This window comes from Burkholderia latens (assembly GCF_902499045.1).
GTDB classification, from domain to species: domain Bacteria; phylum Pseudomonadota; class Gammaproteobacteria; order Burkholderiales; family Burkholderiaceae; genus Burkholderia; species Burkholderia latens.
Genome location: NZ_CABVPL010000051.1, coordinates 1 through 12726 on the forward strand (window position 1 = coordinate 1; position 12726 = coordinate 12726).

Annotated in this window: 14 protein-coding genes and 2 tRNA genes; 3 read left to right on the top strand and 13 right to left on the bottom strand. The window is 69.4% G+C overall.

Going from position 1 to position 12726, the window contains the following annotated elements; translation table 11 throughout:
* Both BSE24067_RS26235 and BSE24067_RS26240 read right to left on the bottom strand, forming a co-directional pair.
* The coding region (locus BSE24067_RS26235; protein ID WP_174904905.1) for a DUF6600 domain-containing protein at positions 1–2102 on the bottom strand (2102 nt) is incomplete at its 3' end.
* 171 nt (positions 2103–2273) lie between these two features.
* Positions 2274–2984 (bottom strand): ArsR/SmtB family transcription factor, encoded by a 711-nt coding sequence (locus BSE24067_RS26240; protein WP_151065569.1) that lies wholly within the window; start codon positions 2982–2984, stop codon positions 2274–2276.
* A gap of 182 nt (positions 2985–3166) precedes the next feature.
* Between BSE24067_RS26240 and BSE24067_RS26245 the strand changes: the two genes are divergently transcribed.
* Entirely contained in the window at positions 3167–3310 is a 144-nt protein-coding gene (locus tag BSE24067_RS26245; RefSeq protein WP_162826210.1) for a hypothetical protein, read from the top strand.
* A gap of 154 nt (positions 3311–3464) precedes the next feature.
* Positions 3465–3977, top strand: coding sequence for an acyl-CoA thioesterase (locus tag BSE24067_RS26250; protein WP_027811985.1), 513 nt, complete (start codon positions 3465–3467; stop codon positions 3975–3977).
* Positions 3978–4034: 57 nt separating this feature from the next.
* On the opposite strand, the gene fumC is transcribed toward BSE24067_RS26250, so the two are convergent.
* The 3 genes from fumC to BSE24067_RS26265 all read right to left on the bottom strand — a co-directional run bounded on the left by fumC (position 4035) and on the right by BSE24067_RS26265 (position 7308).
* Complete coding sequence (gene fumC / locus BSE24067_RS26255; protein WP_151065570.1) at positions 4035–5429, bottom strand: class II fumarate hydratase; 1395 nt, start codon at positions 5427–5429, stop codon at positions 4035–4037.
* Positions 5430–5570: 141 nt separating this feature from the next.
* Positions 5571–6959, bottom strand: coding sequence for a multidrug efflux MATE transporter NorM (norM, locus tag BSE24067_RS26260; protein ID WP_151065571.1), 1389 nt, complete (start codon positions 6957–6959; stop codon positions 5571–5573).
* A gap of 127 nt (positions 6960–7086) precedes the next feature.
* Positions 7087–7308, bottom strand: coding sequence for an RNA-binding S4 domain-containing protein (locus BSE24067_RS26265; RefSeq protein WP_151065572.1), 222 nt, complete (start codon positions 7306–7308; stop codon positions 7087–7089).
* A 277-nt stretch (positions 7309–7585) separates the two neighbouring features.
* Here BSE24067_RS26265 and BSE24067_RS26270 point away from each other — a divergent pair, with 277 nt between their 5' ends.
* Complete coding sequence (locus BSE24067_RS26270; RefSeq protein ID WP_151065573.1) at positions 7586–7990, top strand: hypothetical protein; 405 nt, start codon at positions 7586–7588, stop codon at positions 7988–7990.
* Between the two features lie 117 nt (positions 7991–8107).
* Here the strand turns inward: BSE24067_RS26270 and BSE24067_RS26275 are convergent, their stop codons facing one another.
* The 8 genes from BSE24067_RS26275 to fdxA all read right to left on the bottom strand — a co-directional run bounded on the left by BSE24067_RS26275 (position 8108) and on the right by fdxA (position 12480).
* Positions 8108–8881 (bottom strand): DUF4088 family protein, encoded by a 774-nt coding sequence (locus tag BSE24067_RS26275; protein ID WP_151065574.1) that lies wholly within the window; start codon positions 8879–8881, stop codon positions 8108–8110.
* 161 nt (positions 8882–9042) lie between these two features.
* Entirely contained in the window at positions 9043–9381 is a 339-nt protein-coding gene (locus BSE24067_RS26280) for an AzlD domain-containing protein (RefSeq protein ID WP_151065575.1), read from the bottom strand.
* The gene (locus tag BSE24067_RS26285) at positions 9378–10154 is read right to left on the bottom strand and encodes an AzlC family ABC transporter permease (RefSeq protein WP_151065576.1); all 777 of its coding nucleotides are present in this window, start codon (positions 10152–10154) and stop codon (positions 9378–9380) included. Before BSE24067_RS26285 ends, BSE24067_RS26280 begins: the two co-directional genes overlap by 4 nt.
* Before the next feature lie 118 nt (positions 10155–10272).
* Positions 10273–11175, bottom strand: a complete 903-nt coding sequence (locus BSE24067_RS26290; RefSeq protein ID WP_151065577.1) for a helix-turn-helix transcriptional regulator — start codon at positions 11173–11175, stop codon at positions 10273–10275.
* A 61-nt stretch (positions 11176–11236) separates the two neighbouring features.
* The gene (locus BSE24067_RS26295; RefSeq protein ID WP_151065578.1) at positions 11237–11722 is read right to left on the bottom strand and encodes a CreA family protein; all 486 of its coding nucleotides are present in this window, start codon (positions 11720–11722) and stop codon (positions 11237–11239) included.
* Positions 11723–11829: 107 nt separating this feature from the next.
* Positions 11830–11905: transfer RNA gene (locus tag BSE24067_RS26300), tRNA-Asn, on the bottom strand.
* Positions 11906–11977: 72 nt separating this feature from the next.
* Positions 11978–12053: transfer RNA gene (locus tag BSE24067_RS26305), tRNA-Asn, on the bottom strand.
* Between the two features lie 103 nt (positions 12054–12156).
* Positions 12157–12480, bottom strand: a complete 324-nt coding sequence (gene fdxA / locus BSE24067_RS26310) for a ferredoxin FdxA (RefSeq protein WP_009688972.1) — start codon at positions 12478–12480, stop codon at positions 12157–12159.
* Positions 12481–12726 lie beyond the last annotated feature (246 nt).

Here is a 12726-nt window from a genome sequence, read left to right on the forward strand (position 1 = left end):
GGCAGCGAGTTCTGCGCGGCTGCGTGGAGCGCGGACGGCGGCGTCGGGCGCTGACGTTCCATCGGCGTGTGCGGCTGCATCCAGACGGGCGCGGGCGCCGCGGCTGCGTGCGCGGCATCGTGACCGTTCGATGCGTTGGCGGCCGCCGGCGGATGCGGAACGCCATTGGCGCCGTCGAATGCCGGATGCGGCGTCGCATTGCCGGGCGCGCGCGACGCGGCGCCGTCGCGAACATGCGGCGAAGGCGCATTGAAGGCTTCGCCGTTCATCGGCCGCGCGCCGTTCGGTGCGGCCGGCATCGGCGCATCCGGCCGTGCGCCGTTCGCAATGGCCGCCATCGGCGCCCCCGGCCTTGCGGCCTGGGCCTGCGCAGCAACGGGCTGGCCCTCGCGCGGCGCGTGCGCCGGCTGCACGACGGGCCCGTGCGGATTCACGAGCTGCACGTTGCGCATCGCCCACGCCCCGGCGTTCGGGCTGCCCGGCACGCGGACCGGGTGAGGCCGGTAGTCGGCCGGCACGTTGGTCCTGACGACCGGCGAGCCTGCGCCAGGCACGTGCTCGCCCTGTCGTGCGAGATGCGCGGCCGCCTGGTCGCGATACGCGGCCGGCACGGCCGGATTGCGCGTCGCGACGAACGGGTGCTGGCCGATCGCCGCCGGCGGACGATAGCTGGCCGTGCGCAGCGCGCCGGTAAAGCTCTGGCGCACCGGCGCAATGCCGGGCGTGCCCGGCATCACGTGCGCGTTGCGCCATTGCCGGGGATCGACGTGCTGCGCGAAGCGCGCGACCGGCTGGCCGTGCACGAACGCGGACGCCGGCACGGCCGTGATCGCGTGCGGCGCGCGGAAGTTCACGTACGTCTTGTTGATGTTCGTGATGTTGGTGATGTTCGTCACGTTCACGGTCTTGTTCACCGTGACGTTGTTGACCACGATGTTCCGGTTCACGCGGTCGTAGTAATGCGGACTCCAGCCGCCCCAGCCGGGATGCCACGCTTCGCCCGGGCCGAGTGCGAACCATGCGCAACCGGCCGCGGCGACGCCGCCCACCGTCAGCGCGACGCTCCAGTCGGGACCGCCGCCGCCGCCCACGAACGCGACGAGCGCCGGCGCGTAGACGGGCGGCTGGCTGACGACCATCGGGCCGGGCACCCACGCCCAGCTGTCGTCGACATACGCCCAGCGGCCGTAGTGGTACGGCGCGAAGCCCCATGGCGCGTCGTCGACCCAGGTCCAGCCCCACGGCGCCTGCCAGATCCAGTGGCCGTCGTGATACGGCGCCCAGTCGGCCGGCGTGTCGTTCGGAACCCACACCGCGCCGTAATTCGGCGTTTCGCGCCACGTGCCGTTCGCGTCGAGATCCTGGTAGCCGGGGATGTCGCGCGACACGTAGCGGGCCGACACCGAGCGCTGCTCGGCTGCATCGCGGCTTGCAGCCCACTGGTCGAGCGCATCGGGGGCGGGCGCGGCCGATTGCTGCGCGACCTGCAGGTCGGTGCCGGTGAAGACGATCTGCTGCCCCGTCGACAGCGGATACTGCCCGTTGCTGCCGTAGACGGTCGCGCTGCCGCTGCGCACGGTGACGGTCGTGCTCGTGCCGTCCGGCGCGACGTCGACGCGATAGTCGCCTGGGCCGGTGATGCCGAGCGCGAGATTCGGCGTGTCGATTTCGTACGATCCGCCGGGCGGCAGCGCGCGCACGTGCGTCGATACGGTGCCGAGGCCGACCTTCAACTGCGTCGTCGTGTCGTCGAGGTTCAGCACCGACAGGCTCGTCGATTCGCCGAGCCGCACCGCGGTCGAGCCGATGTGCAGCTCCGAGCGCGCGCCGGCATCGTTCCACAGCTGGTCGCCCGTGGTCAGCGGCCGGTTCACGGCCGCGTACGACCAGGTATCGGTGCCGGCCGGCTCCGTCGTCACGGCGCCCGACATGTAGTTCAGCCGCGCGACGCGGCCCGGCGGGTCGCCGCCCGGCTGCCGGGCCGCCGCCGCATACGGCGGCGCCTGCGTCGATTGCGCGAATGCGGCGGGCAGGACGGCCAGCGCGGCGAACGCGAACAGCGTGCACCGCGCGGTTCGCGGGAGGGAGAACAGGGGAGCCATGATGAGCGTCTTCGTCGTTATTGCCGTTATTGCGGCGCGTTGATTCGTGCCGTCCAGTTCACGATATCCGCTCGGCCTGTTTCAGTGCTCGGTGTTTTGTAAATCGACCAGCACGCGGTGTAACAAAACCTGTCCATCTTTCGCCGCTGTCGTGTACGCGCAATGTGCGCGTCAAGCAGACGTAAGCCAGTCGTCGAAAACCTGCTGTCCGGGCACGGTGACGCGCAGCACGCGCGGCCGGGCCGTGCGCTCGATCCAGCCGTGCGCGCAGAAGCTGTCGAGCAGCGCCGCGCCGAGCGCGCCGCCGAGATGCGCGCGGCGCTCGCTCCAGTCGAGGCAGCCGCATGCGAAGCGGCGCCGGCGCGCGCGTTGCTGCGCGACGTCGATACCCCATCGGGCGAGCGCCTGCGTGCCGAGCTCGGTGGTGTCGATCGCGTCGCCGTCGTGCGCCTGCAACCAGCCGCGCGCGGTGAGTCCGTCGAAGATGCGCACCGCGAGCTCGCCGGCCATGTGGTCGTAGCAGGTGCGCGCATAGCGCAGCTCGGCCGGCACCGTGCGCGACGGCGGCGGCACCGGACGGTTCGGCGCGGCCGCGCGCGCCACGTTCGCGAGCGCTTCGAGCGACGCCGCGATGTCCGCCGACGCGAGCCGGTAGTAGCGGTGCCGGCCGCGGATCTCGAGCGCGAGCAGCCCGCCTTCTGTCAGGCGCGCGAGATGCGCGCTCGCGGCGGACGGCGACAGCCCCGCGATCATCGTCAGTTCGCCGGCCGGCCGCGCGCTGCCGTCCATCAGCACCCAGAGCATCGCCGCGCGCCCCGGATCGGCAATCAGCGCGCCGATGCGGCTCAGGCCCGGAAAATGGTGGTCGTCTTGATCGGTCATCGTCGTGTCTCATGTCTCGTGGCGGGCAATGACTGCCAGTGTAGGCGCGCTTCCCGCTCGACGTTTCGGGTTCGGCTGAAATGTCGGATGCAGCGCGGTGGCGTGCGGGCGTGGCCGCGGTCCGCGCATGCGTAGAATGGCCGGACGCGGCGGCAGCGGGCCGCCGGATACGACACGATGCGATGATGAAAACAATTTTCTGCCTGTTGGCGGCTGCGCTCGTCTGCGCGGCCTGTGCGCAAGGCGGCGCGGGCGCCGCCGGCGAGCGGGGCGGCAGCCTCGAGATGTACGGCACCATCGACCAGGGCATCACGGTGCGCCGCTGACGGCGCGCCGGGTGCCGGAGCGGATGCCGGCCCATCGGGCCGGCATGCGGGCGCCGCGCGCGGCGTCGCATGGCGCGGCGGGGCAGCGACGTGTTGCCGCAGTGCAACGTATAATGCGCCGATCGCAGTACCCACGCTGCCCGGAGCCAACAAGATGCCCCAACCGTCCCCCGTGCCGGCCGCCCTCGACCGCACCGAAACCGTATTCCGCTTCCTTGCCGAGCCGTCGTCCGTAAACTTCGGCGGGAAGGTGCATGGCGGCGCGCTGATGAAGTGGATCGACGAGGTCGCGTATGCGTGCGCGGCCGTCTGGTCGAGCCGCTATTGCGTGACGGTCAGCGTCGGCAACATCCGCTTCCAGCGGCCGATCCTCGTCGGCAATCTGGTCGAGCTGAAGGCGCGCGTCGTCGCGACGGGCCGCACCAGCATGCACATCCACGTGTCGGTGCACGCCGGCGACCCGAAGGGCGGCGTGCTGCGCCAGACCACCGACTGCCTCGTCGTGTTCGTCGCAGTCGACGAGAACGGCAATCCGGTGCCGGTGCCGCCGTTCGTGCCCGAGACCGACGAGCAGAAGGTGCTCGCGAAGTATGCGGCCGACGTGCGCGCCGCGCTCGACAAGATCGTCGAGATGAAGCCCGAGGAAGTCGCGAAAGGCACGGTCTGACGGCAACGGGCGCCACGCCTGCTGCGCGCGCCCGCTCCGTCATCGCATCGAACCCGCTTACCGCGAGCCGATCATCTCCTCCGGTCGCACCCACGCATCGAATTCCGCCTCGGTCAGATAGCCGAGCGCGAGCGCGGCGGCCTTCAGCGTCGTGCCTTCCTTGTGCGCCTTCTTCGCGATCTGCGCGGCCTTGTCGTAGCCGATGTGCGGATTGAGCGCCGTCACGAGCATCAGCGATTCGTTCAGCAGCAGGTCGATGCGCGCGCGATTCGGCTCGATGCCCACTGCGCAGTGATCGTTGAAGCTCTGCGCGCCGTCGGCGAGCAGGCGCACCGACTGCAGCACGTTGTGCGCGATCATCGGCCGGAACACGTTCAGCTCGAAGTTGCCGCTTGCGCCGCCGACGTTTACCGCGACGTCGTTGCCGAACACCTGGCAGCACAGCATCGTCACGGCCTCCGACTGCGTCGGGTTCACCTTGCCCGGCATGATCGAGCTGCCGGGCTCGTTCTCCGGAATCGACAGTTCGCCGAGCCCGCAGCGCGGCCCGCTCGCGAGCCAGCGCACATCGTTCGCGATTTTCATCAGGCCGGCCGCGACCGTCTTCAGCGCGCCGTGCGCGAACACCAGCGCGTCGGCGGCCGCCATCACCTCGAACTTGCTCGGCGCGGTCACGAACGGCAGCTTCGTCAGCCGGCCGATCTCGTCCGCCACGCGCACCGCGAATTCCGGATGCGCGTTCAGCCCGGTGCCGACCGCGGTGCCGCCGAGCGCGAGCTCGTACAGGTGCGGCAGCGCCGATTCGACGTGCCGCACGCCCTGGTCGAGCTGCGCGACATAGCCGGAAAATTCCTGCCCGAGCGTGAGCGGCGTCGCGTCCTGCAGGTGCGTGCGGCCGATCTTCACGATGTCGGCGAAGGCCTTCGATTTCGCGTCGAGCGTCGCGCGCAGCGTGCGCAGCGCAGGCAGCAGGTGGTTGACGATCGCGTACGCGGCCGCGACGTGCATCGCGGTCGGGAACACGTCGTTCGACGACTGGCCGCGGTTCACGTCGTCGTTCGGATGAACCTTGCGCGCCTCGCCGCGCTCGCCGCCGAGCAGCTCGCTCGCGCGGTTCGCGATCACCTCGTTGAGGTTCATGTTGGTCTGCGTGCCGGAGCCCGTCTGCCACACGGCGAGCGGGAATTCCCTCGGATGCTTGCCGGCGATGATCTCGTCGGCCGCTTCGATGATCGCGCGCGCCTTGTCGTCGGCGAGCACGCCGAGCGACTGGTTCACGGCGGCCGCGGCGCGCTTCACGATCGCGAGCGCGTGGATCAGCTCGGGCGACTGCTTTTCGGTCGAGATCCGGAAATTCTGCAGCGAGCGCTCGGTCTGCGCGCCCCAGAGCCGGTCGGCCGGCACGGCGATCTCGCCGAACGTGTCGCGTTCCATCCGAACTGCTTCGTTCATGATGCACTCCTCTTGGGAAGGGGAAAGGCCGCGCGGTGCGCGGCGTCTGGCGTATCGTGAGGCAGTCGCGCCGCTCGCGCGGCGTCTTGGGACTTCAATCGACAAGCATAGCGCCGGCCGCGATTTCGCGTCGTGTCGCGCTCATCGCGCGGACGCGATGAGCGATGCGGTTTTCATGTGGAAGCGGCAGGCCATCAGCACGGCGACGCTCGCAAGGCCGGCCGCGAGCCCCCACCACAGGCCGCGCGCGCCGAGCCCGGCATGGAACGCGAGCCAGTAACCGGTCGGAAAGCCGATGCCCCAATAGCCGAAGGTCGCCGCGAGCATCGGGATGCGCGTGTCGCGCAGCCCGCGCAGCGCGCCCGATCCGACCGTCTGCATCCCGTCGACGATCTGGAACACCGCGGCGATGCCGAGCAGCGATGCGGCGAGCGACACGGTCGCCGCGTTGGCCGGGTCATCGAGTTGCAGGTACAGGCCCACGATCGCATGCGGCGCGACGATCAGCACGAGCCCCGACAACGACATGAACGCGATGCCGAGACCGAGCGCGACGAAGCCCGCGTGGCGCGCGGCGACCGGCTGGCCGGCGCCGACCCAGTAGCCGACCCGCACGTTCGCGGCCTGGCCGATCGCGAGCGGCACCATGAACGCGACCGACGCGACGTTCAGCGCGATCTGGTGCGCGGCGAGCGACGTCGCGCCGAGCACGCCGACGGTCAGGCCCGTCGCGAGAAACAGCGTCGATTCGACCCCGTACGTGATCGCGACCGGCCAGCCGATGCCGATCAGCTCGCCCATCATCGGCAGCTTCGGCCGTGCGGCGATCACGAAATGGCGGAACCGCTGGCGGCCGTGCAGCAGCCAGATCAGCGCGAGCGCGGTGAGCCAGATCGTGATGGTCGTCGCGACCGCCGAGCCGAGGAAGCCGAGCCGCGGCAAGCCGAATGCGCCGTGGATCAGCCCGTAGTTCAGCACCGCGTTGATGCCGACGCCGCCGATCGACACCCACAGCAGCCGCCGCGCGGCGCCGATCGCGGGCAGGAACGCGCGCATCAGCCCGACGCCGATCAGGCTGCCGAGCGCCGCGAAGCGCAGGATCCCGGTGTACTCCCCGACGTGATGCGCGAGCACGGGCGGCTCGTGGAACATCAGCAGGATCGGCTCGGACAGCGACAGCGCGACGACCGCCGGAATCGCGAGCAGCACGGACAGCACGAAGCCGGTCCAGTAGATGTGCGGTACGCGATGTTCCGCCTGCGCGCCGCGTGCATGCGCGACGCTGACGCTCACCGACGACAGCACGCCTTGCAGCACCGTCACGATGACGAAGAAGAAGTTCGCGCCGAGGCCGCCGGCCGCGAGCGAATCGGGGCCGAGCGAGCCGAGCAGCACGGTGTCGGTGACGCTCATCGCCATCTGCGAGAGCTGTGCGATCGCGAGCGGTGCGGCGAGGCGCGCGGTATCGGCGGCATGAGTGGACAGCGACGGCGGCGCGGCGGCCGTCCGCGTAAGACCGGAATGCGACATGGAGTGGGCGCTCGCGCGGGTGCGGGCCCGCGCTGTCTGTATTTATTTTGAGAGACGGCTAGCTTACGGCTTTATTCGAACGGTGTCGAACGCGCGCGCCGATGGCCATGTCGCGGTCAGGGGAACGCTACGCGCGGTCGTGCACTGCGATCCGCGTATCGCCGAACAGCACGACCTGTCCCGCGCGGATCTTGCATGTCTTGCGCAGCTCGACCACGCCGTCGACTTTCACCGCGCCGGACGCGACGAGCAGCTTCGCGGTGCCGCCGCTGTCCGCGAGGCCGGTGATCTTCAGAAGGTTGTGCAGCTCGACGTATTCGCCGGTCAGCGTGAAATCCAGATTGGGCATGACGAGGGAGGCGCGCGACGCGCGGGAGGAATCGCCCCGCATCATACGGCACCGCCGGCCGGCACGCGAGCGCGGCGCGCGGCCAGGCTCGCGCCGCGGTTGTAAAGGACTGTGAGCGAGTCGTCAGCAAATGAAACGGTGGGTAACAGTCTGAGAGATTCGAGAACCCACCGTGCGGGCCGCGGGTCTTTCGACGTACCTGCTGCGTGTTGCGGCGGGGGACGCGACGGACCGCATCGATGCGCTCCGCGCCCACAACTTCTTGAGGAGGATTGTCATGTCCAAGATTCGTACGATGCTGATCGGTGCCGCTCTGACGGCGTTCGCCACCTCGGCCGCGTTTGCGCAGACCGGCGCCGCGACGCAGGGCACCGCGGGTGCCGGCGTGCAGACGCAGACGCCGGCGGCCGGCGCAGGCGCGGGCGTGCAGGGCGGTGCCGGCGCGAATGCGTCGGGCAATGCGGTCGGCGGCGCGACCGATGCGGTCGGCACGGCGGCGGATGGCGCGAAGGATACGGCCGCGTCGTCCGTCCACTCGGCGAAGAAGCACACCAAGCATGCGGCGAAGTCCGCCAAGCACCGTGCCGGCTCGACGAAGTCGAAGGTCGGCGACGAAGCGGTCGAAGGCAGCGCGTCGACCGGCGTGCAGGGCGGTGCGTCCGCGTCGGGCGCCACGCAGTAAGCGGTGCGCGATCGCCGCGCGACGGCCGTGCCTGGCGGCGCGTCGTGACGGCGATCGACCGGCGGCCCGGTTCGCATTGCGCGAACCGGGCCGTTCTTCATGTGCGGCGGCGGGCCGTCAAGGCCGCCGCTGTTCCGTCCCCGGCGCCGGCGCGGGCCGCGTGACCGGCGCGAACACGCTGCGCAGCCATGCCGCGAGCCGCGCAAACACGTCGTACGGTTCGTCGACGAAGATTTCGGGTTTCAGCAGCCGCAGATATTCCATGATCTGCTGTGCTTCCTGTTTCTGGAACGAACCGTGCGCGAGCCCGAGCCGCAGCAGCCCGCGCAGTTCGCCGAGCTTGTCGCGCGCGGCGCTGCCGACGCTCATCTCGCACGCGAGCTTCGCCTCGTAGATGCGCTGGCGCAGCGATTCCGCGAGCCGCCACGCGGGCGTCTGCATCATTTCCTCGAGCGCCTGGATGTCCTGCACCGCGCTCTTGATTTGCGCGGCGAGCGGATCGACGAGCGCTGCGTCGCCCTGCGCTTCGGCGACGATCGCCTTGGCCCAGTCGCGGCACGCCTTCGCGAGCTCGTCCGGCGTCCATTCGGAACGCGACGCGAAGCCGAAGCCGAATTCGCCGGCCTGCCGCATCAGGATCGCGACGACGTCCGGAAACTCCTTGTCGAGCGTACGCTTCGCCCACGCATACTGGCCGCCCTCGAGCATCCGCTGCACGGCATGCTCGGTCAGCGGCACCATGTTGTCGAGCAGCTTGGCGCGCAGGAAGTCCTCGAACGACGGCGTCGCGAACTGCGGGTCGAGTTTCAGCGATACGCGCACGAATGCGTCGTAGTCCTTGCGCAGGGATGCAAGCGTGTCGTCCTTCAGGGAAAGGGTGATCTGGCCCATGAGTCGTCTCGATGGCGGCCCGCGCGGGCCGGCCGCCGAGCCGCGCACCGGTGCGGGCGCAGCGTCGACTAACCGGTTCGCGCCGAGGCCGATGGCGGGTCTTCATCCGTGATATCGGCCCCCCGCACGAAAACTTGAGCGCAGATCGGCGCAGCGCGCGTTCAGGCCGGCAGCCAGTGCGGGATCACGATCCCTTGCCAGAAGAAGAACACCGCGAGCCCGGCCGCGATCGTCACGAGCGGCCGGCGCGTCGCGGCGGACACGAGCACCGCGGCGAGCGCGCCGACGAGCTGCGGGTTGCGCAACGACAGCTCGGCCGTGCCGCCGTGCGGCGAGATGGTCATCGGCACGATGATCGCGGTCAGCACGGTGACCGGCACGAAGCCGAGCGCAGTGCGCACGAGCGGCGGGAACGTCAGCCGCTCGCCAAACAGGAACAGCGTCGTCCGGATCGCATACGTGATCACGGCCATTCCGAGGATCAGCAGCGCATAGCTCACGATGCGGTCTCCGTGCGGGAACCGGTGCGCGAACGCCCGTGCAGCAGCGTGAGCGTGACGCCGACCAGCACGCCGGCCGCGACCGCGCCGAGCAGCCCGAGCTTGTACGGCCAGCCCTGCCACCAATACGCGAGCGTGCCGGCCGTCGCGGCTGCCGCCAGATAGCGCAGCGTGCGGAGTTGCGGGACGACGATCGCGATGAACGTGGCGGCCATCGCGAAATCGAGGCCCAGCGACTGCAGGCCGGGGAAGGCCGCGCCGAAACCGAGACCCGCGAGCGTCCAGACTTGCCAGTTCAGGTACATCGCGAGGCCCGACCCGAAGAAGTAGTGGGGGCCGATCGCACCGGGCGGGGAATGCCGGTAGTGCGCGTACGCGACCGCGAACACCTCGTCGGTCAACAGCGCGCCGAGCGTCGCGCGCCAGCGCAGCGGCAAGTGCGCGACGTACGGCGCGAGCGTCGCGCTGTACAGCAGGTGGCGCAGGTTCACGATCAGCGTCGTCGCGAGCACGACGACGAAGCTCGCGCTGCCGGCGATCAGGCCGACCGCGATGAACTGCGCGGAGCCCGCGAATACCGCGAGCGACATCAGCGCGCCGTGCCACGCGGCGAGCGGGCCGCCGCCGACCAGCGTGCCGAAGATCACGCCGAACGGCGCGGCGCCGATCATCATCGGGATCGTGTCGCGCGCGCCGTCGAGCCATTCGTTGAGCGGCCGGCGCGGCGCGTGCGAAGAGGGTGTGGGTGCAGGGTTCAAGGGACGCTTCTCCATGTCACGGAGGATAGCGGGCCGCCGCCGTGGCGGCTTGTACGTTCTTGCGCCCGCGGTGCTCGGCGGCGCAAGCCGCGTGCCGCGGCGGTGCGTGCGCGAATGCGGCGACGGCGCGGCGTCAGCGCGCCTGCCAGCGGCCGGGCGGCACGCCGAACATTCGTTTGAAATGCCGCGTGAAGTGGCTCTGGTCGACGAAGCCGCTGGCCGCCGCGACATCGGCGATCGGTGCGCCGGCGCGCAGCGGCGCCAGCGCGCGCTGCAGCCGCAGCTGGTTACGCCACGCATGCGGCGGCATGCCGGTCGTGCGAGTGAAGAGCCGCGCCGCATGAAACGGCGACAGGCCGGCGGCCTGCGCGACGTCGTCGAGCGTGACCGTGCCCGTGAGATCGGCGGCGAGCCGCTCGCGCATCGCGTCGACGCGCGGTTCGTCGGCCGCCAGGTGGGCCGGCCGCAGCCGCGCGTCGGCATGGCGTGTGATCAGCGTCGACAGCGCATCGAGCATCGCGGTTTCGGCGGCGAGCGGATCGTACGCGCGACGCGCGGCGGCTGCCGGCGTGTCGTCGGCCGGCTGCGCGCGCGCGTGGCCGGGCCGCGTACGTTCGCTGCCGGCTTCCATCATCCGGTGCGCAAGCGCGAGTCGTGCCGCGAGGTCGGCGTCGCGGATCACGTCGGACGGGAACCATGGCGCATCCTGCGGCCGCCCTGCGATCGCGCTCGCAAGCGCGCGGATGAAGCCGACCGGCACGTAGCTGACGCGATAGCACCAGCCTTCGTCGGTCGCGCGCGAGCCGGTGTGGACTTCACCGGGATTGATCACGGGCACGGTGCCCGTTTCGGCGACATGGCCGGTGCCGCGATAGGTGTAGCGCTCCGCACCGTCGAGGATCACGGGGATCGTGTACGCGTCGTGCCAGTGCGGCGCGAACGTGTGGTTGCGATAGGTGGCCGTGAGCAGATCCGCATCCGGCAGCAGCGGCGTGCGCCAGTAGCGTGCGGAGTCGGGGAGCGGGGCGGCGGGCATGGTCGGGCGCGGGGCGGTCGAGTCGACAGTGTATCGTTCGTGCGTGCCGCGGATCGCGCGCTTACCTGACCGGAATCGTCGTGCCAGCCGGCATCGGCACGGCTGTCACGGCGTTTTTCGGGCTGCCGCTGACGATGCGGTCGCTGTAGGTGAGGTAGACGAGCGTGTTGCGTTTCTTGTCGACCACGCGCACGACGTGCAGCGTCTTGAAGATGAACGACATGCGCTCGCTGAATACGTCGGTCTGCTGCTTGAGCGGTTCCTTGAAGCTGAGCGGGCCGACCTGCCGGCACGCGATCGACGCTTCGCTCGGATCCTCGGCGACGCCGAGCGTGCCCTTGATCCCGCCGGTGCGCGCACGCGACACGTAGCAGGTGACGCCGGCCACGAGCGGATCGTCGTACGCTTCGACGACGACGCGGTCGGAGCCCGTCACGCGGAAATGGGTATTGACGCTGCCGACTTCCTCCCCGTGCGCGAACGGCGCAGCGGCGAAGGCGGACAGGAGGACGGCGAACGGTGCGGCGGAAAGGAGGCGGTGCTTCATCGACGGAACCGGATGCGGATGCGGGACGGAAACTCTAGCATGCGCAGCGATGATCGACGGGTGCCGGAAAAACAAAAGGCCCGTCGAATGACGGGCCTTTTGCTGTCTGGCTCCCCGACCTGGGCTCGAACCAGGGACCTACGGATTAACAGTCCGGCGCTCTACCGACTGAGCTATCGGGGAATAAATCGGTACATCTGCGTGTGTTTGGCGGCCAACAAAAAACCCGCTTACTTTCAACGGACCTTTGTGTTTTGGCTCCCCGACCTGGGCTCGAACCAGGGACCTACGGATTAACAGTCCGGCGCTCTACCGACTGAGCTATCGGGGAACAAACAACAACAGCAGAGAAACGAGATTGTATGGAGCGTTGGCTAACCTGTCAACACCTTTGAGCGGAGACGTACAAAAATTTTTGCGTCGCCGCTGCGCGATCAGCGCTCGAGCAGGTGCAGCTTGTCCTGCACGTCCTTCCACTCGTCCGCGTCGGCCGGCGCCGGCTTGGTCTTCGTGATCGACGGCCAGTTCTTCGCCAGCTCCGCGTTCAATGCGGTGAACTGCTGCTGGTCGCCCGGAACGTCTTCTTCGGCATAGATCGCATTGGTCGGGCACTCGGCGACGCACACGGCGCAGTCGATGCACTCGTCCGGATCGATGGCGAGAAAGTTGGGACCTTCACGGAAGCAATCCACCGGGCACACATCCACGCAATCCGTGTATTTGCACTTGATGCAGCCTTCGGTCACAACGTGAGTCATTAAAACGCTCCTGCTTGGCGGTATATATGGGGTGGCGTTTGCGCCAAAAGCGGCATTGTAACTGAAGCGCAAAACCCGCATCGCGCGGTCGGCTTTCCGGCTTATATCGTTTCGTGATTAGTTTATGGGGCCGATCGCCGGCGCGGCGCGTGCGGCGGCCTGCGTGACGCGGCGGGCAGCGCACGCGGTTTCACGATGGTCGGGCACGCATTCGGGTAACATGGCCGACAGACCGGGCGGCGCGCG